This window comes from Bradyrhizobium sp. UFLA03-84 (assembly GCF_002289535.1).
Taxonomy (GTDB): domain Bacteria; phylum Pseudomonadota; class Alphaproteobacteria; order Rhizobiales; family Xanthobacteraceae; genus Bradyrhizobium; species Bradyrhizobium viridifuturi.
Window position 1 is genome coordinate 223,985 of sequence record NZ_NSJY01000006.1, and the last position, 21,416, is coordinate 245,400.

At 65.4% G+C, this 21,416-nt stretch carries 24 protein-coding genes; 11 read left to right on the plus strand and 13 right to left on the minus strand.

All coding sequences use genetic code 11. The features are described 5' to 3' along the window. Nucleotides 1-8: 8 nt before the first annotated feature. From CK489_RS09195 to CK489_RS09225, 7 genes are all read right to left on the minus strand, one after another. Entirely contained in the window at nucleotides 9-248 is a 240-nt protein-coding gene (locus tag CK489_RS09195; protein WP_095732072.1) for a hypothetical protein, read from the minus strand. 13 nt (nucleotides 249-261) lie between these two features. After that, a complete protein-coding gene (locus CK489_RS09200) occupies nucleotides 262-495 on the minus strand; it encodes a hypothetical protein (protein ID WP_095732073.1) in 234 nt (77 codons plus the stop codon). An 18-nt stretch (nucleotides 496-513) separates the two neighbouring features. Further along, on the minus strand, nucleotides 514-798 hold the full coding sequence (locus CK489_RS09205) for a hypothetical protein (RefSeq protein WP_198960878.1): 285 nt from the start codon (nucleotides 796-798) through the stop codon (nucleotides 514-516). Nucleotides 799-838: 40 nt separating this feature from the next. Beyond that, nucleotides 839-1,087, minus strand: a complete 249-nt coding sequence (locus CK489_RS09210) for a hypothetical protein (protein ID WP_095732074.1) — start codon at nucleotides 1,085-1,087, stop codon at nucleotides 839-841. Beyond that, nucleotides 1,084-2,529, minus strand: coding sequence for a radical SAM protein (locus CK489_RS09215; RefSeq protein WP_095732075.1), 1,446 nt, complete (start codon nucleotides 2,527-2,529; stop codon nucleotides 1,084-1,086). Before CK489_RS09215 ends, CK489_RS09210 begins: the two co-directional genes overlap by 4 nt. Further along, a complete protein-coding gene (locus tag CK489_RS09220) occupies nucleotides 2,510-3,229 on the minus strand; it encodes a prolipoprotein diacylglyceryl transferase (RefSeq protein WP_095732076.1) in 720 nt (239 codons plus the stop codon). Before CK489_RS09220 ends, CK489_RS09215 begins: the two co-directional genes overlap by 20 nt. A gap of 99 nt (nucleotides 3,230-3,328) precedes the next feature. Beyond that, a complete protein-coding gene (locus CK489_RS09225) occupies nucleotides 3,329-4,093 on the minus strand; it encodes a Crp/Fnr family transcriptional regulator (RefSeq protein ID WP_095732077.1) in 765 nt (254 codons plus the stop codon). Nucleotides 4,094-4,293: 200 nt separating this feature from the next. On the opposite strand from CK489_RS09225, the gene CK489_RS09230 reads away from it, so the two are divergent. Both CK489_RS09230 and CK489_RS09235 read left to right on the plus strand, forming a co-directional pair. After that, a complete protein-coding gene (locus CK489_RS09230; protein WP_050631302.1) occupies nucleotides 4,294-4,668 on the plus strand; it encodes a response regulator in 375 nt (124 codons plus the stop codon). 90 nt (nucleotides 4,669-4,758) lie between these two features. After that, entirely contained in the window at nucleotides 4,759-5,859 is a 1,101-nt protein-coding gene (locus tag CK489_RS09235; protein ID WP_095732109.1) for a hypothetical protein, read from the plus strand. Nucleotides 5,860-5,885: 26 nt separating this feature from the next. Here the strand turns inward: CK489_RS09235 and CK489_RS09240 are convergent, their stop codons facing one another. The 3 genes from CK489_RS09240 to CK489_RS09250 form a co-directional block, all read right to left on the minus strand. Beyond that, nucleotides 5,886-6,896: an N-acetylmuramoyl-L-alanine amidase gene (locus CK489_RS09240; RefSeq protein ID WP_095732078.1), complete on the minus strand. Its 1,011-nt coding sequence runs from the start codon at nucleotides 6,894-6,896 to the stop codon at nucleotides 5,886-5,888. A gap of 139 nt (nucleotides 6,897-7,035) precedes the next feature. Continuing rightward, nucleotides 7,036-8,598, minus strand: a complete 1,563-nt coding sequence (locus CK489_RS09245; RefSeq protein ID WP_095732079.1) for an alkaline phosphatase D family protein — start codon at nucleotides 8,596-8,598, stop codon at nucleotides 7,036-7,038. Between the two features lie 306 nt (nucleotides 8,599-8,904). After that, nucleotides 8,905-10,308 carry a TAXI family TRAP transporter solute-binding subunit gene (locus CK489_RS09250; protein ID WP_244486396.1) on the minus strand — a complete coding sequence of 468 codons (1,404 nt, stop codon included), beginning with the start codon at nucleotides 10,306-10,308 and terminating at the stop codon, nucleotides 8,905-8,907. A gap of 224 nt (nucleotides 10,309-10,532) precedes the next feature. Between CK489_RS09250 and CK489_RS09255 the strand changes: the two genes are divergently transcribed. Further along, complete coding sequence (locus CK489_RS09255; protein ID WP_095732080.1) at nucleotides 10,533-10,838, plus strand: 4a-hydroxytetrahydrobiopterin dehydratase; 306 nt, start codon at nucleotides 10,533-10,535, stop codon at nucleotides 10,836-10,838. 89 nt (nucleotides 10,839-10,927) lie between these two features. Continuing rightward, nucleotides 10,928-11,308 carry a YkvA family protein gene (locus CK489_RS09260; RefSeq protein WP_050631305.1) on the plus strand — a complete coding sequence of 127 codons (381 nt, stop codon included), beginning with the start codon at nucleotides 10,928-10,930 and terminating at the stop codon, nucleotides 11,306-11,308. Between the two features lie 64 nt (nucleotides 11,309-11,372). On the opposite strand, the gene CK489_RS09265 is transcribed toward CK489_RS09260, so the two are convergent. Continuing rightward, nucleotides 11,373-12,353, minus strand: a complete 981-nt coding sequence (locus CK489_RS09265; RefSeq protein ID WP_095732081.1) for an NADPH:quinone oxidoreductase family protein — start codon at nucleotides 12,351-12,353, stop codon at nucleotides 11,373-11,375. 105 nt (nucleotides 12,354-12,458) lie between these two features. Between CK489_RS09265 and CK489_RS09270 the strand changes: the two genes are divergently transcribed. The 6 genes from CK489_RS09270 to argG all read left to right on the plus strand — a co-directional run bounded on the left by CK489_RS09270 (nucleotide 12,459) and on the right by argG (nucleotide 18,212). Continuing rightward, nucleotides 12,459-13,298, plus strand: coding sequence for an SDR family oxidoreductase (locus CK489_RS09270; protein WP_095732082.1), 840 nt, complete (start codon nucleotides 12,459-12,461; stop codon nucleotides 13,296-13,298). Nucleotides 13,299-13,527: 229 nt separating this feature from the next. Continuing rightward, a complete protein-coding gene (locus CK489_RS09275; protein ID WP_502694110.1) occupies nucleotides 13,528-14,073 on the plus strand; it encodes an invasion associated locus B family protein in 546 nt (181 codons plus the stop codon). A gap of 93 nt (nucleotides 14,074-14,166) precedes the next feature. Further along, nucleotides 14,167-15,381, plus strand: coding sequence for a dual-specificity RNA methyltransferase RlmN (gene rlmN, locus CK489_RS09280; protein ID WP_095732084.1), 1,215 nt, complete (start codon nucleotides 14,167-14,169; stop codon nucleotides 15,379-15,381). A gap of 105 nt (nucleotides 15,382-15,486) precedes the next feature. Then, nucleotides 15,487-15,972, plus strand: coding sequence for a hypothetical protein (locus tag CK489_RS09285; protein WP_095732085.1), 486 nt, complete (start codon nucleotides 15,487-15,489; stop codon nucleotides 15,970-15,972). A 39-nt stretch (nucleotides 15,973-16,011) separates the two neighbouring features. Further along, on the plus strand, nucleotides 16,012-16,794 hold the full coding sequence (locus tag CK489_RS09290) for a phosphatase PAP2 family protein (protein WP_095732086.1): 783 nt from the start codon (nucleotides 16,012-16,014) through the stop codon (nucleotides 16,792-16,794). Between the two features lie 80 nt (nucleotides 16,795-16,874). Next, nucleotides 16,875-18,212, plus strand: coding sequence for an argininosuccinate synthase (gene argG / locus CK489_RS09295; protein ID WP_095732087.1), 1,338 nt, complete (start codon nucleotides 16,875-16,877; stop codon nucleotides 18,210-18,212). Between the two features lie 173 nt (nucleotides 18,213-18,385). On the opposite strand, the gene CK489_RS09300 is transcribed toward argG, so the two are convergent. Beyond that, nucleotides 18,386-18,973 carry a TetR/AcrR family transcriptional regulator gene (locus CK489_RS09300; protein WP_050631312.1) on the minus strand — a complete coding sequence of 196 codons (588 nt, stop codon included), beginning with the start codon at nucleotides 18,971-18,973 and terminating at the stop codon, nucleotides 18,386-18,388. A 97-nt stretch (nucleotides 18,974-19,070) separates the two neighbouring features. Between CK489_RS09300 and CK489_RS09305 the strand changes: the two genes are divergently transcribed. Further along, nucleotides 19,071-19,436, plus strand: a complete 366-nt coding sequence (locus CK489_RS09305; protein WP_050631313.1) for a polyketide cyclase — start codon at nucleotides 19,071-19,073, stop codon at nucleotides 19,434-19,436. 132 nt (nucleotides 19,437-19,568) lie between these two features. Here CK489_RS09305 and CK489_RS09310 read toward each other — a convergent pair whose 3' ends face one another. Then, nucleotides 19,569-20,723, minus strand: a complete 1,155-nt coding sequence (locus tag CK489_RS09310; RefSeq protein ID WP_095732088.1) for an OmpA family protein — start codon at nucleotides 20,721-20,723, stop codon at nucleotides 19,569-19,571. Between the last annotated feature and the right edge of the window lie 693 nt (nucleotides 20,724-21,416).

Consider the following 21,416-nt stretch of genomic DNA (forward strand, 5'->3'; position numbering starts at 1 on the left):
GCGCCGATTCAGCCTCGCTTCAGCGCTCGCCCGAACACAATCAGCCCAAGCCCAATAAGCGCCACCAGTACGGCGTGCCCGGTGATCGGGTCGTTGGACCCACCCAGACTGACGCTGAGGACCACGCAGAGCGCGCCCGGGATCAGCAGCAGCACCCCGATGATCAGCATGAAGATCGCGCAGCCAAGCGGCAGTCGCGGTTCCCGCCACGGCGGTTCGGTCGGCGGAGTCTGGTCGGAATTGCCCATGACCATCGTCCGTCTAGTGACTTCGGGGGCGCGTCGCGAGCCTGATCAGCCAGGCGCCCACGAAGCCAATCGCGGAGACGGCGAGCCAAAAGCCGATGAAGGACGAATCGAACCCGCCGCGCCCGAGACCCAATAGCGCGCAGGCCGCGGGAAGCAGCAGGACTATGCCGGCCAGGAACATCAACATCGACAGGCAGCCTTCCGCAGCTGTAGGAGGATTCGTCGGCGGCTCGGGCGGCGTGTTCATGGGCTGCAAATTTGTCCGTTACCGATCGCCCTTGATCGCGGCACGGATCAGCATCACGCCGGCAAAGCAAACCGCGAGCCCGAGCAGGATCAGGAACAGGATGGAGGGATCGGTTTTCGACTCGCTCAGGACGCCGAGCCCGAACAGGAGGGCGCAGAGCCCGGGCAGCAGCAGGAGCACCCCGAACAGCGCCATGAAGGCGGTCGCGCAGCCGCCGCGTTGTGGCGGGAGCGGCGGAGGGAGGTGCACGTCGGGCGGCTGCGCTGGTGCAGGCGGCACGGAAGGGGGATTGGTCTCGCTCATGGCTGTGGGTCCACCAGTCGGTTCGCGATGCCGGCCGTCCCTAGGACGCAGGCCTGCGGATGGCCCACCAGATCAGGGCCACGCCGAAGCACGCCACCAGCAGGCACGCGGCGACGACCTGAAGGTCATCGGACGCCGTCTTGGCAACGCCGGCGAACACGAAGATCAGCGCGCAGAGACCGGGCAGCAACAGAATGATGCCGGCGACGATCATCAGCGCCGTCACGCAGCCGTTGCGCTGCTCCGGTGGGCGGGACGGAGGTGAAGGGGGCGCGCTGGTATCGCTCACCTCGGCATCTCCTCCGTTAGGCGCGCCTCGCGATAGGTCTGGCCGGCGAGGCTCGCGCGGATGCCGTCGATCTTTCCGTCGCGATAGAACAGGTTGTAGGTGTCGAACGGGATGATCGCGCCGCTCTCGGTGACGAAGTGAATGCAGCTTCGCTTGACGTTGCCGACGCAGAAATTGAAGCGATCGAGAAACTGCACGATGGTGACGCGGAACACGTTCTCGTAGGAGAGGCCTTCCGGCACTTCGAAGCTCGGCAGGCAGCACAGCAATTCGCAGACCCGCTCCGAGGTGTTGAGCGGGCCCGACGACAGCGAGAACAGGTCGACGAATTTTTCGCGCAACACCGGATATTTCTCGGGGCTGATCGTGTTCGGCATCACGGCGACAAGCTGCTCCTGCGGGATCAGCGAGGTCAGCGGCAACACCTTGTCGGCGTTGCGCAGGCCGTAGCCGATCGAGATGCTCTCGGGATTGCACGGCAGCGGGATCATGTCCTTGTCGCCGAACACCCCGGTCTCGATCACGCGCTGGCGGATCTCCGACAGCATGATGCGGTCGGTGTTCTTGTCGAAATTCTGGTTGCGGCCGGCGTCCTGCACCGGCTGCAGCGTGACGCCGCGGACGCACTTCCAGGTCAGCGCATGGCGGACGATGTCGCCGATCTCGGCATCGTTGACGCCGCGCTTGATGGTCGCGACCAGCGTGGTCGAGACGCCGTGGTGCTCGAGATTCTCCAGCGCCTGCTGGCGGATCTTGCGCAAGTCGGCGCCGCGCAGGTTGACCAGCGCCTCGCGCGTGAGCGAATCGAACTGCAGATAGACCTCCAGCCCACGCTTGTTCGCGGCGAGCTTTGCCACGAACTCAGGCTCGCGCGCGATTCTGAGGCCGTTGGTGTTGATCATGACATGGCGGATCGGCCGGGCGCGCACCGCATCCAGGATCGCGAAGAAATCCGGATGCAGCGTCGGCTCGCCGCCGGAGATCTGCACCAGGTCGGGCTCGCCCTCGCTTGCTACCAGCGCGTCCAGCATCTTCTCGATCTTGGCCAGCGGCGTGAAGCTGGTGCGCGCCGGCGAGGAATCCGCAAAGCACACCGGGCAGGTCAGGTTGCAGTGCTCGGTGATCTCGATCAGCGCCAGGCAGGAATGCTGCTCGTGGTCCGGGCACAGCCCGCAATCATAGGGGCAGCCGAATTCGGTGTGGCGCTGGAAGGCGAGCGGCCGGTCGCCCGGCTTGATGAAATCCTTGCACAGCCGCCAATAGGCCGAATCGGTCGAGACCAGCGTCGACTGCACGCCGTGCTGCTTGCAGCGCTTCTCGTACCAGACCTCGTTGCCCGATATCTGGATCTTGGTCGGCACCAGGGTCAGGCAGGTCTCGCAGAGCGACTGGGTCTGGCCCCAGAAGATGTAGGGGCGGGCCTTACGCAGCGGCGCGTTCATGCTTCACACTCACATTCGGCGCCGTCGCGAGCATGACGGCGGCATAGACCATGACAAACAGCGACAGCAGGTGGAACAGCGAGAACGGGCCGATCAGCGCGCCATACGGCTTGATGAACTCCCAGACGAAGCGCTGCAGGCCGTAGAAGAACAGCACGAGGTAGAATCCATTGGTGATCACAGCGGCGTTGCGGTTCAATACGGCCCAGACGTAGAAGACCGCGAACGCCGCCATCGCCAGGCTTTCATAGAGCTGCGCCGGATGGCGCAGGACGCCGTCGCCGAAATCGTGGCCCCAGGGCAGCGTGGTCGGCGTGCCGTAGGTGAAATCCTCGAGCCCTGCGAAATAGCAGCCGAGCCGGCCGATCGCGACGCCGATCGCAAACGGCAGTGCGAACCGCGCCCCGGTGCGCAGCGAAATGCCGTGCAGCCATTTGTAGAGCTCGATCGCGACGATGCCGCCGGCCAGCGCGCCCTCGACCGAGCGGGCGATGCCGGGCATGCCCGAGAACCACAGGTTCAGCGTGCCGAAGATGTAGGCGCCGATGCCGGCGCCAAACACCAAAGCGGCGATATAGGTCAGTTCGAAGGATTGCCGCGGGAATTGCAGGCCGCGTATGCGCGACAGCCACCACATGGCGACCGCGGCCGCGCCCCATGCTGCAACGTCGAAAATCGCGTGAAGTTCAGCCCCACTCATCGGGCGAGTGTAGCGTGATTTTCGCGGTCCGCGATAGCTGATCCGCGCGGTAGCTGTTCTCCCTCTCCCCGTTCTTACGGGAAGAGGTCGGCGGCGGTGTCAATTCGCGGGGTTGTCCTCGCTTGGATAGACGCCGCGCAGCACTTCCTCGAAGTGATCCTTCACCGCCTCGTTGCACATGCAGGAGCGCAGCTTGAGCTTGTCGGGGTCGCGGATCACGATCGCGCCGCGGCGGGTATCCAGCACGCCTTCGGCCTTGAAGTTCTGGATCACCCGGCTGGTGTAGCTGCGGCCGACGCCGAGCAAGGTCGAGAGCTGCTCATGCGTCAGCGGCACCACGCCATTGCCGTTGGTGCGCTCCATCGCCGAGATGATCCATTTCGCGGCGCGCTGCTCGATCGAATGGATCGCGTTGCAGGCGGTCGACTGGAAGATCTGCGCCAGCATGCAGTCGGCGTAGCGCGCGAAGATGTTGCGCACCGAAATCGACTTCAGCTTGGCGGCGTCGAGCTTGCTGATCGGCAGCCGCGCGAACGGCCCACCGAACTTGACGGTGATGCGCGTGTACGCCGGCAGGAAGCCCTGGCTGACGATGCCGCCGACCGCGCCCTCGCGGCCGACCAGGATGGTCTCGACATCGCGCCCGTCTTCGTTGGGCACCATGTAGGACGCAAGGCTCGGCCCGCATGGGAAATGCACGATCTGGACGTCGTCGCCGGGATTGTAGAGCAGGTCGCCGGCCGCGGCCTCGACCACCGCAAGATGCGGCGCGATCAGCTCGTAGTCGACGGCATTGAGCCGGCGCAAGAGATTGTTGAACGGCCGGTCGCTCGTACCGGCCAAATCGGTCCGTTTTGCAATCATTGGAAAATCCTGAAAACCCAACGCGGACCATACTGAAAAAGTTCCAGCTTTTATGTTCACTAGTGAACAGACGCGGCAGCTCGCGATGTGGTGGGTTTCATCTCGGGAACAGCCGGCGTGCTTTCGGGCGCCGGTCGCGGGCCATCCGGCCGGACTGATTCCGGTCTCTCATCCATCATCGAAGAAATGGACCCTGAGCAATGGAATCCGCCCCCAATTCCGGCATGCCCGGTGATGTCCTTGTGGTCGAGGACGATCCGATCATCTCGCTCTATTTCGAGGACACCATCCTCGGCTTCGGCGCCCGGACGGTGCGCACCGCTGCGAATGTCGCCCGTGCGCTTGAATTGATCGCCGAACGCGCGCCGGATTTCGCGCTGCTCGACGTCGGCCTCGTCAGGGGCGAGAAGACGTTCGTGATCGCCGAGCGGCTCGATGCCCTGAAAGTGCCTTTCGCTTTTATCACGGGCTACGGCGCGGACATCAGGCTGCCGGAATCGCTCGCCGGCAAGCCGCGGCTGTCCAAGCCGTGTTCGAGCGAGACGCTCGAAGCTGCGCTGAGAAACGAGCTTTGACCGATTGCCGGGCTTCGGCCTCGCGGTCTACGATCCGAGATGTCGGATTCGGTGACGAACAGGCCTCGGGAAGCCGTCATGGCAATCAGTATGGCGAGCAGGATGTCTGCCGCTGCGCGCGCAGCGGCGCTGTCTCTCGGGTTGCTGCTTGCGCCGGTTGCGACGGGTCCAGTCATCGCTGAACCGGCCGCGCTCACGAGCGAGCAAGCAGCCGCGCTCAAGGCCTATGACAATGCGCTGAAGAATTTCATCTCGATCCTGCGCCAGCGGCGCGCGCAGATCGATGCCGGGCAGCCGCTGCCGAACCTGCCGGGCCAGGCGATCTATCTGGCCCGCGTCGAGATGATGAGCGCCTACAAGGATCTCACCGATGCGCTGCCGTCGCGGATCGGCAGGCCCAACAGGCTCGGAATCCCGCCGGCCTATTTCGACGCCGACAATGAGCCGCTGCTCGACGAGTACCGGAAGCTGTTCGACGTCATGGAGGCGCCGCCCGCCGGTGCGCAAACATCCGATACGCCATTCAAGGACGTGGTCGACCTGGCGACGGTGATTGCGCGCGCCAAGGGGCTCGATGCGACTGGCGCCGCCACCGCGGGCCGCATCAGCCTCGGGCTGTTCTTTGCCGAGACGAACGGCAAGCAGAATGCGGGAAATGCGCGGTCGAACACCTACAAGGGAAGCCTGCAGACCGGCCCGTCCGAAGATCGCAACGGCCAGAAGAAGTGGGCCGCCATCAAGGGATCGATTGCAGCCCTCGATCCGGCACTAAACCGTCGCGACGACAGGGAGGAAGCCCGGGCCGGCAATCTCGACCATCGGTTCAATCACTGGACCGCGGTGCGCGATGCGCTCATGAACGCACATGCAGATGTCTTCCCGCAGGTCCCGGCGATCGCAAAGGCGCTGCCCGATCCAATCGATCAAATGAAGCTCTTCGAGCTGATCCAGATCATTCCCAGCCCGACCAAGGCCGCGCTGAAGTCGGGCAATCTCGTCGGCTACAGGATTTCCGATCCCAGGATCATGGGGTATCTGCGCAACAACAGCGTCTTCGCCTTCGGACGTGCCGACCGGGCCAAATCATCTGCGACCTTCCGCGAAATCCTCGATGCGATGTGGCTGTTCAATGCCAAGTTCGAACAGGCGCTGGCCAAGCTCGGCGAGCTCAAGGCGGGCAAGCCGGGCTGAGCGGGCAACTGCCGATCGCCCGGCCGTCAGAGCGGACCGAACAGGGCCCATCGCGGGTCGCAGAACTCCTTCACGGCCGAAGCGACGCCGCCGGCGATGCTGTTGCGGCGCTCGGGCGAACCCATTTTGAGCTCTTCGTCGCGGTTGATGATCGAGCCCGCCTCCAGCAGGACGGCGGGCATCGCGGTCTTTCTCAGCACGATCAGCTCATCATAGCTGTAGACGCCGATTTCCTTGTTCAGCAGCGGATGCTGGTCGCGGCCCATGATCGCCTGGCTGTATTGCTCGGCATAGCGAAACCCCTGGGCCTTCATTTCGCCGGCGACCAGTTCGGCGAACCGCAGGCTCGTCTTGAAGTCCGGGTTCTCCCGGGAGACGAATACGGAGTAGCCGCTGAAGCGGTCGCTGAAGTGGCTTTTCCTGCCCTCGAATTCCCAGTCCTCGAGCATCTTGTTGGGCACGGAATCGTGGTGGATCGACAGCAGCAGATCCGCGCGCAGATTGTTGGCGCTCGCGACCCGCCTGAACAGGCTGGGTCTTGCCTTGCCCTCGGTCAGAAGCAGCCTGGTTTCGGCAAAGCCTTCGGTCTTCAGCCTCTCCTCGATCTGCCGCGCAAGGCGCAGGTTGAAGGCGAACTCGGCAACATTGCGGGCGCTGATCGCGCCTTCCGATTCCGCGGTATGTCCGACGTCGAGAACGATCCGGAAGGTCGCGGGATCGCATTTGCCTGCGGACGGCTTGAGCACGGAAGGCGGCAGCGCGACCGGCCCAAGGGCGGCAAGCCGGGTGGTGTGGAGCTTCGGCGGTGCGCGGTGCCTTGCCAGTTTGGCCGGCCTTGTCGATTGCCTTGCCGATTTCGCGCGCTTGGGCGGCTTGACGTGCTTGGGTGAGCTCTTGAAGAGATCAGGCAGCCAGCCGGCCTCGCTGATGTCGATCGGCAGCAGCGCGATCACCGCTATCGCAACAACAAGCAGACGGCGAGGCCGAAGCCCCGCGACGATGCCACCGAGCACGCGAATGGATTCGCAGCGCCTCATGCTCCGCCCCTCCGGGCCCCCAGCATAACGGCTCTGTCATCGGTACCGGAAGAGGCAGATCGCGTCCATCCCCCGCCAATCGCGACGCCCTTGCCTTACGCCAGGGGCGTCGTCCGGTTCCGTCGCGGCGGCGGCCGGGCTACACCGGCTTCGGATCGAGCGTGATCGCCCACAGTTCGGCGTCGACCCGATCGCGCAGGCTCACCGTCATCTGTCCGCTCTTGCCGTCGATCTTGACGTGGCCGAAGAACTGCATGCCGGCCGACGGCGGCAGGTTCTGGTTGGCATCGCCCGGCGCCTTGACGAATTTCACCTCGGGACCGAACGTGTTGTCGAGCTCGTTCGGACCGAACGTGCCGGCGTGCAACGGGCCCGAGACGAATTCCCAGAACGGGTCGAACTCCTGGAACTGGGCCTTGTTCGGATTGTAGTAGTGCGCGGCCGCGTAGTGCACGTCAGCGGTCAGCCACACCGTGTTGACGATCCCCGCGGTCTTGATGAAGCGCAGGATGTCGGCGATCTCGAGCTCGCGGCCGCGCGCCGGGCCGTCGCCCTGCGCGAACGCTTCCGAGCCCTTCTTGTTGGCGGCGTCGTCATAGACGATCAGCGACAGCGGCATGTCCGAGGCGATCACCTTCCAGGTGGCGCGCGAGTTGAGCAGCGCGCGCTTCAGCCAGGCCATCTGGTCCGGCCCGATGAAATAGGCGTCGGGGCCATATTTTTCCTGCAGGTTCGGACCATTGGGGCCGCGATAGCTGCGCTCGTCGAGCATGAACACGTCGAGATGCGGACCATAGCTCAGCGTGCGATAGACCCGGCCCGGCTCGACGATGCTCTCGCGCATCGGATACATCTCGTGGAAGGCCTTGGCCGCGCGCGCGGCGAGCACGGTGATGTCGCGCTCCTTGTAGGCCGCCGGCAGCTGCTTCGACAGCGACCAGTTGTTGGTCACCTCGTGATCGTCCCACTGCACGAAGATCGGCACCTCGGCGTTGAAGGCGCGCAAATTCGAGTCGAGGAAATTGTATTTATGCGCGGCGCGGTACTCGTCGAGCGTCTCGGCGACCTTGGCCTTCTCCGGGATCGTGATGTTCTTCCAGATCTTGCCGTCGGGGAGCTTCACCTCGGACGGGATCACGCCGTCGGCGTAGATGGTGTCGCCGGAATGCAGCAGGAAATCCGGATTGTGCTTCTTCATTGCGGCGAAGGTGATCATGCCGCCGTCGTCGGGGTTGATGCCCCAGCCCTGGCCGGCGACGTCGCCGCCCCACACGAAGGAGACATCGCGGCGGTCGCTCGGCGCGGTGCGGAAACGGCCGACCACCGGCTCGCCGACAACGTCGATATGGGCGAGGTCGCGGAAGCGGACGCGATAGAAGATGTCCTGGCCGGAGGGCAGATTCTCCAGCAGCATCTTGGCGGTGAAGTCGCTCTCCGGCAGCGCCGTGATCGGCGGCAGCGCGCGGGCGTCCTTGAACGATTCCGTGGTGGCGACCTCGACCATCATCTGCGCCGGCCGGTCGGTACGCGCCCACACCACGCCGCCGTCGACGCCGACATCGCCGGACTGCACGCCGTGGGTGATCACGGGACGATCGGCGGCGCGCGACAGGTAAGGCATCGCGATCACGCCGGCACCGGCCGCAGCCGCGGTCGAGAGAAAGCGTCGGCGGGTGAGATTTCGCGAAAACCGGATCGTCATGGGGGCCTCCTCAGGGCGCAGCGACAATGCGCCGCGGGTCCGCCAAGACCTAGAAAAATTCCATGACGGAGAGATTACAGGGGGAAGCGAGCGGGCTCGTCAGGTGAGCTCGGTCGTCAAACTCCTTCCGCTTGCGGGCAGAGCGATCGCCTGTGGCGCCTGGTCGAGCGCCGGCCACTGCCGGGTGCTTTGCATGGGGTTGTTTTCGATATTTTGGCAGCGCGCCTGCCTCGCGCGTGACCCTGCAAGGGGAAGGGAACGGAGAGAGACCGTTCGCGGACAACAAAGCAGCGGAGGTGGGAAGACCTATGCCGTTCCTGCCGCGCGGAACTGCGACGCAGCCCGCTGCAGATTCTGCGGCATGCTCAGCAGCAACGCCTTGCGGTCGGCGACGGCGTTGTGGAACTGCTCGAGCGCGATGTTGAACGCGGTCAGCGTGCCTTCCTCGATCGCGCCGTGCTCGAAGCAGTCCAGCGTGTGGCGCAGGATGTCGTCAGCCTCCGCCTGCAGCTGGTCGAGCTCTTCGGTCGAATCGCTCTGCCGCGCGGCCTTCAGCATCTCGAGCAGGCGTTCGCGCTGCGAGGTGTTGGTGTTGCGCTCGTCCTGCTTGAGATAGCCGGCGAACCACGCGCCGGCCGAGCCCATCGCCGAGAACGCCATCAGGCTCCACCAGATGTAATCGCTGTAGCGGTCGAGGAAGGTCTTCTCTTCGCCGTCGACGAAGGCGGCGGCGCCGGGATGCACCGGGATGGTGGCATCCTTGTCGGTGTCGGGCGTCTCGATCTTGGCGGCAAGCGGGAAGTCGTTCTTGAGCGATTGCCGGATCGCGAACAATTGCCGGGTGAAGGCTGCGACCGTCGAGTCCGACAGGCCCTTTCGCGCGACGATGTGGTGCGAGAAGCTGATCGTCTTCACCTCGTCGTCGGGACGGTCGGCCGAGCCGAGCGAGCCGGCGGGGATCTCCGCGGCCTCATAGGCCGGATGGTTTTGCGCGATCGCCTCGGACGCGTCGATCGGAAGGAAGGTCGGCTCGCCGCCGTCCCTGGTCGATGCCGTGATGGCGTCGATCGTGAGCTTGCTGTTGGCCGGACCGACGGCAAGATAGGCGTCGGCCTTGAGGTTCTTGATCGCGTCCGGCGCCTCATTGGCCGGGAATTGCACGATCTCGACCTTCATCGGATCGACGCCGTATTGCTGCAGGATCAGCTTCAGCAGATTGACATTGGCCGGGGTGCGGCCGACGACGCCGATCTTGCGGCCGGCCAGCTGCGCGATCTTGGTGATCCTGGCGGACTTGCGAACCTTGCCCTTTGCCGGCGGAACCCACATCACCACGACATTCTTGCGCAAGGTCGCGACCGCCTGCGCATTCTTCGGCACTTCGAGGTCGCCGCGGATGATGGCGAGATCGGCCTTGCCGTCGGCCAGCGTCTGCGCGCTGGCGGTGGCGCCGTCGGTCTGCACCGGTCGGAGTTTGACCTGGGTGTGCTGCTGGTTGTTGAAGGCCTGCGCCAGCGCCTGCACGACCTTGAGGTCATCGCTGTTCGCAGGACCGACCGCGATCTTGAGCGTCACCGGACGCACCGCGAAATAGTAGCCGGCGATCAGCGCGCCGATGATGGCGAGCGCGCCCGCGATCAAAACGAACATCAGCCGGCGCTTTGCGGAGCGCAACGGCTTGGGCGATATGCTGGCGGAGCCGTCTGTCATCGGCCTTGGATCATCGATCTCGCAAACAATCGTCTGGGCTCAATTTCGCAAACTACCAACGGGGATACATCCTCTGTTTGTAGCAAATTACTGAACGGACAGATGTTACATCTCCGTCATGGTTACCAGCGGCGATAGGACGCGATTTCGGCCTTAATTTCGGCATGGATCCCACCCCAAGGCCGGTTGTTAGGCTAAGGTCGGCGCCAGACGGGAGGGTTACCATGGTCGAGAAGCTGTCAGCGGAAGCAAGGAAGGCCGCGCTCTGGGAACTCGCCGGCTGGTCGGAGCTGGCCGGACGCGAGGCAATCGCAAAGACCTTCGTGTTCAAGGACTTCAACGAGGCTTTCGGCTTCATGGCGCGGGCCGCCCTGGTTGCCGAGAAGAACGATCATCACCCCGAATGGAAAAACGTCTACAAGACGGTCGAGGTCGTGCTGGCGACGCACGATGTCGGCGGGGTAACCAAGCGCGATATCGATCTCGCCAAGGCCATGAACGCGATCGCACGGCAGCTTGGGGTCAATTGACCCGGCCGCAACCTTGCGCCGGTTGGCCGACATCCCCAGATTCGCATCGTTCGCCGCGCAAACGTCGCGCGGCGCCGAGGAACCCAGCGATGCCTTCGACCGACTATGGTGTGGGATTTGGGCCTGCCGACCGGCTGGCGCAGGACCCCGAAAGCGTGCGCCGCCGTTTCTGGATCAAGTTCAAGAAAGTGGTGGCGCGGCTGCCTTTCGCCGAGGAACTGCTGGCCGCCTATTACTGCGCCTTCGACCGGCAGACGCCGCGCCATGTCCAGGCCGCGCTGCTCGGCGCGATAGCCTATTTCATCCTGCCGTTCGATTTCATTCCGGACATGCTGCCGGTGCTCGGCTTCACCGACGATGCCGCGGTGCTCGCAACCGCGATCCGCATGGTGGCAAGCCACATCACGCCGGAGCATCGCGAAGCCGCACGAGCGGCGCTGAAGCGCGGCGTGCCTGAGGACGCGGAGTAAGCGCGCGTACGCGTAGCCCGGATTTCGTTTCGCTCCATCCGGGCTACTTAGCTTCCATCCGCGCTCAGCTGCCCGGATGCAGGATCACCTTGCCCATCGCCTTGCGGCCGGCGAGCACCTTCAGCGCTTCAGCGGTCTGCGACAGCGGGAAGGTGCGGTCGACATGCGAGGAGATCTTGCCTTCCGCGGTCCACTGCACGAGTTTCTCGAGGTTCTTGCGGTTCTTCTCCGGGTTCTGTCGCGCCCACGCGCCCCAGAACACGCCGCGGATATCGCAGCCCTTCAGCAGCGCGAGATTGAGCGGGATCTTCGGAATGTCGCCGGCGGCAAAGCCGATCACCAGGAAGCGGCCTTCCCATGCGGTCGAGCGCAGCGCGGCTTCGGCATAGGAACCTCCGACCGGGTCGAACACGATGTCGGCGCCCTTGCCGTTCGTCAGCTTGCGCAGGCCCTCTTTCAAATCTTCCTTGGCGTAGTTCAGCGTCAGCTCGGCGCCGTGCTGCTTGGCGAATGCGAGCTTCTCGTCCGATGAGGCGCAGGCGATCACGTTGAGGCCCATCAACTTGCCGAGCTCACACGCGGCAAGGCCGGTGCCGCCGGCGGCGCCGAGCACCGCGAGCGTTTCGCCGGGCTTCGGGCTGGCGCGATCTTCCAGCGCATGCAGCGCAGTGCCGTAGATGATGATGATCCCTGCGGCGCGGTCGTAATCGAGATTGTCGGGAATCTTCACGATCGTATTCGCCGGCAGCGCGATCTTGTCGCGCGCGCCGTTGTGGCCGCATGACGCCACGACGCGATCGCCGACCCTGAGATCGGTGACGCCAGCGCCGACGCTCTCGATCACTCCGGCGACTTCGGCGGCCGGCGAGAACGGGAACGGCGGCTTGATCTGGTACTTGCCCTGGATCATCAGGATGTCGAAGAAATTCAGCGCCGCCGCCTTGATCGCGATCACGGCCTCGCCAGGTCCGGCCACCGGATCGGGCACGTCTGCCAGCACGAGATCGTCGGGTTGACAGTATTGCGAGCAGAGGATGGCTTTCATGGACACACCTGAGTTTCGGACGCAGAAAGAGCTGCAAGATCGTGGACTACAAGCTTCATGCCGGATTTGCGGCGGAGCGACAATACAGCGCGGAGGGATCAAACTATGTTTGAAAAAGGCCTGCTAGCGAAAAAGCGCATCCTGATCACCGGCGGCGGCTCCGGCCTTGGCGCGGCGATGGGCCGACGCTTTGCCGAACTCGGCGCCGAATTGATCATCTGCGGGCGGCGCGAGGGGCTGCTGGAGGAAACCGCCGCAAAATTCCGCAGCGAGCTCGGCGCCAAGGTCTCGATCGCGCGCTGCGATATTCGCGATGGCGCCGCGGTCGAGGCGATGATGGATCAGGTCTGGCAGGACGCGCCGATCGACGTACTCGTCAACAATGCTGCCGCAACCTTTATTGCGCAGAGCGAACATTTGTCATTCCGTGCCGCGGACGCGATCCTCGCGCCGACGCTGCATGGCACGATGTACTGCACGCTCGCTGCCGGCCGCCGCTGGATCGACGGCAAGCACAAGGGCGTGGTGCTCTCGATCCTCTCGACCTCGACCATCACCGGCCGCGCCTTCACGGTGCCGTCGTCGATGGCCAAGACAGCGGTGCTGGCGATGACCAAGAGCCTCGCCGTCGAATGGGGTCCGAAGGGAATCCGTACCGTAGCGATCGCGCCGGGTGCGTTTCCGACGCCAGGTGCGACCGGACAGTTGCGTCCCGAAGGGCGCGGCGAGACCTGGTCGCATCGCAATCCGCTCGGCCGCGCCGGCGAGCATTCCGAGCTCGCCAATCTCGCGACCTTCCTGATCTCGGACCAGGCCGGCTACATCAATGGCGAGATGGTGGTGCAGGACGGCGGCTCGCACTTACGCAGTTCCGGTGCCGAGGACCTGCTGCAATGGACCGACGCGCAATGGGAGAGCCAGCGCGCGGCGCGCGCCAAGGGTTGATCATGCGTTGATCAAGACCTGATCAGCGACAACAAGCACTGAGATGCGGGCAACGCGTATGCGGCTTTTGGCTGACGCGCGTCCGCGCGTAACTGCCTTCCCAAAAAAGCGTTTCCCGGTTATCCATCCGAGCCGGCGGAGGGGGAATCGCCGGGCCATCTTGCAGTCACAATGATGGGGGAACCAGTTGGCCGTGCGGCAGATTCTGACATCATCGGCGGCTTGTGTCCTGTGCGGGATCATCTCCCTTGCACCGACGCAGGCTGCGCCCAAGAAAGAAGCGGCCAAGCCGGCGCCTTCGGCCGCCGCGGCTGCGGCCGGCGGTGCGGAGCCCACGTTGATCGGCCAATTCGGCACCTGGGGCGCGTATACCGCCTCGCCCAACGGCAAGAAAGTGTGCTTTGCGCTCGCCAAGCCGTCGTCGTCGAAGACCAGCCCGCCGAACCGGCCGCGCGATCCGGCCTATGCTTTCATCTCCACCCGTCCGGCCGAGAAGGTCGTCAACGAAGTCTCGATCATGATCGGCTACACCGTGAAGCCGGGCTCGGAATCGACGTTGCAGGTCGGCGGCGGGACCTATGCGATGTACACGCAGGGCGACGGCCTCTGGATCAAGAATGCGGCCGAGGAGGAGCGGATGGTGGAAGCCATGCGCAAATCGGCCGATCTGACGGTAAAAGCCGTTTCGGCGAAGGGTACCGAGACGATCGACAGTTTCTCGCTGAAGGGTCTGGCGCAGGCACTCGACCGGCTGGGGCAGGACTGCCGGCGCTAGAGCGCGATCCGGCCGACAAAGTCCGCTCAGAGACGCAAAATCGAGGTATTTGGTGGCTTTCCAGCACGGGCTGGAAGGCCTATTTGAGGTTTCATGACCGACACCGCAAACACCAAGGCCGTACCCGGCGCCAGCGCGCTGGTCGAGAAGGTTCCGCTCGAAACCTATGTGCCGCCGGCCAAGCCGTCGCTGATCGGGCTGTCGCGCGCGGAGATCGCCGATCGCCTGGGCGAGATCGGCGTGCAGGCCGGCCAGCGCAAGATGCGCACCCAGCAGCTCTGGAACTGGATGTATTTCCGCGGCGCCAAGAGCTTTGCCGAGATGACCAACGTCTCGAAGGACATGCGCGCCGAGCTCGAGAAGCATTTTACCGTCGACCGTCCCGAAGTGGTCGCCGAGCAGATCTCCAATGACGGCACCCGCAAATGGTTGCTGCGACTGCCGAGCGGCGACAAGGTCGAGCGGGCGCACGAGGTCGAGTGCGTCTACATCCCCGAGACCGATCGCGGCACGCTGTGCGTCTCCTCGCAGGTCGGCTGCACGCTGAACTGCGCGTTCTGCCACACCGGCACGCAGCGCCTGGTGCGCAACCTCACCGCCGGCGAGATCGTCGGTCAAGTGATGGTGGCGCGCGACCGGCTGAACGATTGGGCCGACCGCGAGGACGGCACGCGCCGCGTCACCAACATCGTGATGATGGGGATGGGCGAGCCGCTCTACAATTTCGACGCGGTGCGCGATGCGCTGTTGATCGTCGGCGACAATGAGGGCATTGGCATCTCCCGCCGCCGCATCACGCTGTCGACCTCGGGCGTGGTGCCGAACATCCAGCGCACCGGCGAGGAGATCGGCGTGATGCTCGCGATCTCGCTGCACGCCGTGCGCGACGAGCTGCGCAACGAGCTGGTGCCGCTGAACCGCAAATATCCGATCAAGGAGCTGTTGCAGGCCTGCCGCGATTATCCCGGCGCCTCGAATGCGCGGCGCATCACCTTCGAATATGTGATGCTCAAGGGCGTCAACGATTCGCTCGATGACGCCAAGCTGCTGGTCAAACTGCTCAAGGGCATTCCGGCCAAGATCAATCTGATCCCGTTCAACCCGTGGCCGGGCACCGCCTACGAATGCTCGGACTGGGAGCAGATCGAAAAGTTCTCCGAATACATCTTCAACGCCGGCTATTCCTCGCCGGTGCGCACGCCGCGCGGCCGCGACATCCTCGCCGCCTGCGGCCAGCTCAAGTCGGAGACCGAGAAGCTCTCCGCCCGCGAGCGCCAGGCGCTGCGCGCGATGGCGATGACGGATTGAGAAGTGCCGTCATTGCGAGGAGCGAAGCGACGAAGCAATCCATTCCTCAGCAATGGTGGGACATGGATTGCTTCGCTCCGCTCGCAATGACGGGGAGCCTGTAGCATGGCCCTGATCGGCCGCCTGTTCGTCGTCGCGTTCGGCTTCCTGATGGCTTGCTTCGTGGCCGGTATCATCGTGGTCGGCGCGGTGCTGTATCCCGAGATCTCTGATTTCGGTGGGCGGATCGACCAGAGCGCGATCGATATCGTGCTCGGCTTCGGCTTCATCTTCATCTCGGGCTTTGCGCTGCTGCCGGCGCTGATCGTGGTGCTGATCACCGAGGCGTTCTTCATCAGGGGCGTGCTGGCCTATGCGGTCGGCGGTGCCATCGTCGGCGCGGCCTGCTATCTCGGGCTGATCCCGTTCGATCCTGACACGATGCAGTTCCACGGCATCGTGCGCCGGCACATGGAGATCATGACCGGCGCCGGCATCGTCGCCGGGCTGGTCTACTGGCTGATCGCCGGCCGCACTGCCGGCGCCTGGCGCGAGCCGCCGCGTCCCCTGCCGCCGCCCCCGCCATTGCCGTCGCAATCGCCGCGGCCGTGATGCTTCCCATGCCCTCCCGCCTCGGCTAAACCGCGCGCCATGAACCGGACCGGACTTTTCATTGCGCTGGCGCTCGCGCTTATCGTCGGCATCCTGTTCGGGATCTATCCCGAGCTCGACCTCAAGCTGGCGGCGCTGTTCTACAATGCTGCGCAGAACACCTTCCCCGTGAAGCTCGATACCGTGGCGCAGTTTGCGCGCGATGCGGCGATGTGGATCGCCTGGGCGCTGGTGCTGCCGGCGATCGTGACCATCGTCTGGAAATTCATCCGGCCGGACCGGCCGATGCTGATGTCCGGCCGCGCCGCGGTGTTCCTGCTCACCACGATGCTGCTCTCGGCCGGCGTGCTCACCAACCTCACCTTCAAGAACTATTGGGGCCGGCCGCGGCCGGTGTTCGTGACGCAGTTCGGCGGCGATTTGCCGTTCAAGCCGTGGTGGGACCCGCGCGGCGGCTGTCCCCGCAACTGCTCGTTCTTCTCCGGCGAGGGTGCCACCGCGTTCTGGACCTACGCGCCGGCGGCGCTGACGCCGCCCGCCTGGCGGCCGCTGGCCTTTGCCGGGGCGACCGTGTTCGGCATAGTCACGAGCGGGCTTCGAATGGCGTTCGGCGGTCATTTCTTCACCGATGTCGCGATCGCCGGCCTGGTGTCGTTCTTCACCGTCTGGCTGTTTTATGCGCTGATCTACCGCTGGGCGGCGACCCGGTTGACCGACGCCCAGGTCGATGCCGCGCTGACGCGGCTCGCGATGCCGGGCTACCGCTGGATGCAGCGCTGGCGCCGCGGCGGCAAGGCGGAGCCCAGCCAGCCCGAGGCCTGATTAAAGGCGTGCCCCGCCTTCGGAAATTTGTTATCGCGACTCCCTGAAACCTCATCCATTTCGACCGATTGGACCGTCCCATGAGTACGATTCTGAAAAGCCTGCCCACTGGCGAAAAAGTCGGCATCGCGTTCTCAGGCGGACTCGACACCTCGGCAGCGCTGCTCTGGATGAAGCTGAAGGGCGCCAAGGTGTTCGCTTACACCGCCAATCTCGGCCAGCCCGACGAGGCCGATTACGACGCGATCCCGCGCAAGGCGATGGATTTCGGCGCCGAGAAGGCCCGCCTGGTCGATTGCCGCACCCAGCTGGTCCATGAAGGCATTGCCGCGATCCAGTCCGGCGCGTTCCATATCTCGACCGGCGGCATCACCTATTTCAACACCACGCCGCTCGGCCGTGCGGTCACCGGCACGATGCTGGTCGCGGCGATGCAGGAGGACGACGTCAACATCTGGGGTGACGGCTCGACCTTCAAGGGCAACGATATCGAGCGCTTCTATCGCTACGGCCTGCTGACCAACCCGAGCTTGCGGATCTACAAGCCCTGGCTCGACCAGCAGTTCATCGACGAGCTCGGCGGCCGCGCCGAGATGTCGGCGTTCATGACCGCGCAGGGCTTCGCCTACAAGATGAGCGCGGAGAAGGCCTATTCGACCGACAGCAATCTGCTCGGCGCGACGCATGAGGCAAAGGATCTCGAAAGCCTGTCGAGCGGCATCACCATCGTCAACCCGATCATGGGCGTGCCGTTCTGGCGTGCCGATTGCGACGTGAAGCCCGAGAAGGTCGTGGTGCGCTTCGAGGAGGGCCAGCCGGTCGCGTTGAACGGCAAGACGTTTGCCGATCCGGTCGCGCTGTTCCTGGAAGCCAATGCGATCGGTGGCCGCCATGGCCTCGGCATGAGCGATCAGATCGAGAACCGCATCATCGAAGCCAAGAGCCGCGGCATCTACGAGGCGCCCGGCATGGCGCTGCTGCACGTCGCCTATGAGCGCCTGGTCACCGGCATCCACAACGAGGATACGATTGAGCAGTACCGCATCAGCGGCATGCGGCTCGGCCGGCTGCTGTATCAGGGCCGCTGGTTCGATTCGCAGGCCTTGATGCTGCGCGAGACCGCGCAGCGCTGGGTGGCGCGCGCCGTCACCGGCGAGGTGACGCTCGAGCTGCGCCGCGGCAACGACTATTCAATTCTCAACACCGAGAGCCCGAACCTGACCTATGCGCCGGAGCGGCTCAGCATGGAGAAGGTCGAGGACGCCCCCTTCACGCCGGAACACCGTATCGGCCAGCTCACGATGCGCAACCTCGACATCGCCGACACTCGCGCCAAGCTCGGCCTCTACAACAAGACCGGATTGATTTCGAGCGGCGAAGGCGCGCAGATCTTCCAGCTCGAGAACGACAAGGATTGAGCTGGGCGCGAACCGCGCCACAAACTCGCTGTCGTCCCGGGCAAGCGAAGCGCGACCCGGGAGCCATAACCACGACCGTCAATTGTTGCGCAAGGCTGGGGCCCAGCTCGCTTCAGCAACGCGATCCTGTGATTACGGGTCCCTGCTTTCGCAGGGACGACGGAGAGAGCCGGTTACTTCACCCTCAGCGCATCGAGCAGCGAGCCGAACGCACGCGCGTAGTCTGTTCCGGTCTTGCCGATGTCGGGCCCCGCGGACACCGCGACCGCTGCCTCCGTCACCGCACCCAGCAACAGCCGCGCCAACGGCTCGATCGGCTGCCGCGCGATCACGCCGGCATCCATCGCAGCCGCCAGCGCGCGCGGAAACTTGCCGCCGAAATGTTTTGCGTCGATCTCGCGCCAGCGCTCCCAGCCGAGCACGGCGGGGCCATCGCGCAGGATGATCTGTCCGATCGGGCCCTTCGAGCACGCCGCGAAATAACCTTGCGTGCCTGCCGCCATCGCCGCGAGCGGATCGTTTTCGGCGCGCGAGATGCGGTCGAGATCGGCGACGAGGTCGATCGACACCTGCTCGAATACCGCTTCGAACACCGCCTCCTTGGTCGCGAAGTGATGATAGACCGCGCCTTTTGCGACCCGCGCGCCGCTGGCGATGTCGTCCATCGTCGCCGCCGCAAAGCCGCGCTCGCCGAAGATGCGCCGCGCCGCCTTGACGATCGAGGCTCTGGTTTTCTCGCGCCGCTCGGCCTGGGTTGCCATCATCCATCTCTAACCCAGGTTCCGTGGCAGCGCCAGTTGACTTACCGACTATCAGTCGATAAATACCGACTGACAGTCGGTAAATGGAGATTGCCCGATGCCCTCACTCAAGACGCTGCAAGCCTTCGCTGACACGGTCGAAGCCAACGACCATGTCGGCGCGATCAGAAACTTCTACACGGCCGATGCCCGTACCCAGGAGAATGACGGCGAATGGCGCGTCGGCCGCGAGGCGCTGGCGGCGCGCGAGGCGGCGGTGCTGGCCGCGGTCTCCGGCGTCAAGACCACGCGGCTCGGGCCGCTGCTGCTCGACGGCGACCATTCGGCGATCTGCTGGCGGTTCGAATTCACCGGCAAGGACGGCAAGGTCCGCAGCATGGAGGAGGTCGCCTGGCAGACCTGGCGCGGCGAGGAGCTGGTCGAGGAGCGCTTCTTCTACGATCCGCAGCAGATGGCGCGGTGATCGGTGTTTGCTGCACCTCTCCCGCTTGCGGAGGAGGTCGCGCAGCTCTTACACGGCTGCCAGTTCCCTCTCGCCAAAAAACAAAATGGCCGGATCGCTCCCGGCCATTTCGTCGTGTGATGTCGCGTCGGCTCAGCGCGGCGGTGCGGCGGATGCGGTGCCGCCGTTGAGCAGCGGGGTGATGCGGCGGACGGTGACGCGCCGGTTGATGCGGCTCGGACCGTCGGTCTGCTCCTTCAGGTATTGAGAGCCGTAACCCTGCGAGGTGAGGTTTTCGGCCGGCACGCCGAACTGCTGGGTCAGCAACTCGGCCGCGGACTGCGCGCGGCGATCCGACAGCGACAGATTGTCGGTGTCGTTGCCGGTCGCATCGGTATGGCCTTCGATCAGGAACACCTCGCGCGGATTGCGCTGGATGGCCCGGTTGAGGCCGTCGGCGATCACCTGCAGCCTCGCCGCCTGATCCGGCGGAATGGTCCACGATCCGGAGTCGAAGTTGATCGTGTTGAGGTCGATGCTCGGCATCTGCATGCGGACATTGGGGCTGTAGCGGATCTCTTCGAGCGAGTAGCGTCGATCGATCCGCTGCACCGGCGGTGCCTCCATGGTCTCGTAGATCACGTCGGGCGACGCGTCCTGGGCGTCGACGATGTAGCGATTGTAGGGAATGTTGACCACCGGCGGCGGTACGTCGACATAGAAGCCGCCGACCGCCCGCGGATCGCGATAGCTGTTGTCGATGATGACGAGCTCGCGCCCGCCGGGATCCCTGCGGATCCGGCGCAGCATCTGGCCGTCGGCACCGACCACCGTGATGATCTCGCTGCCGTCGGGACGGACCACGATGGTGCGGGTTTCGCCGCCGATCGTCTCAGTGCGGATGTCGCGCGCGCCATAGCGGAAACGATAGACGTCGTCGCCGCGCACATAGGCCTGGCCGCTCGGGTCGCGGATGATGACGCGGTCCGGCTCGGTGTAGATGGTGCGGCCGCCTTCGACCACTTCCTGCCGCTGGCCGCGCAGGTCGGCGATGCTGCCGCCGATGATGGCGCCGGCCACCACGCCCGCACCGACCGCGGCGCCGATCGCGAGCGGCGTGATGTTGTCATGCCGCGGCGGCGGCGGCAGCGGCGCTGCGACCGCAGGCGCGGCGCGGAATGCAGGTGCAACCGTCGGCGGGGCGTATTGCGCCTGGCCGGGCGGCGGCGTTGCGGCGGCCGAGCCGGGGACGACTGTCGCGGCGGGCGGGCCGGCAGGGCGCGCCGGTGCTGCGCCAGGCGCGCCCATGGCGGCTCCCTGCGCCGGTGATACGCCGGGCGGTGTCGCGGGACGTCCCTGCTGACCCGGTGCCGGTGTTGCGGCTCCCGGCGCTGCAGGTGCGGCCGGCGTTGGCGTTGTGGCTGCCGGCGGCGTGCCGGGGCGCGCTGGCGGGGCCGCAGCACCCGGCGCGGCCGGTGTCGCGCCCGGCGCGGGCGTTGCCGGCGATGTTGCGCCAGGCGGCGTGCCCGGCGGTTGCTTGGCGCCACCCGGACGTTCGCCGGGCCGGCGCTCGGCCGGCGCCGCTGTCGGAGCCGTGGGCGTTGCGGGTGTCGGCGTTGCGGCCGTGGGCGGCGTGCCGGGTCGTGCTCCCGGAGCAGCGGCGCCCGGTGCCGGAGTTGCGGCACCCGGCGTCGGAGTCGGCGGCGTGTGCGCGGCTCCCGGCGCGGGCGTCGGCGGTGTGCCTGGCCGCTGCGGGGCTGCAGCGGGCGGCGGCGGGGTCGGTGTGGGATGCGCGGGCGCGGCCGCCGGAGGCGGCGTCGCAGGCTTTGCCGGTGCAGCCGCGGGCGGCTCCGGCCGCGCGGGCGTCGGTGCCGGCTTCGCAGCAGGGGGCTCGTGTGCGGGCGCGGCTGAAGGCGAGGGGCGCGAGTTTGATGTCGGTGCCCTTCAGCGGGGGGCCGGCGGTGTTTCTTATACACATCTCCGTGCCCACGAGGCGGACTC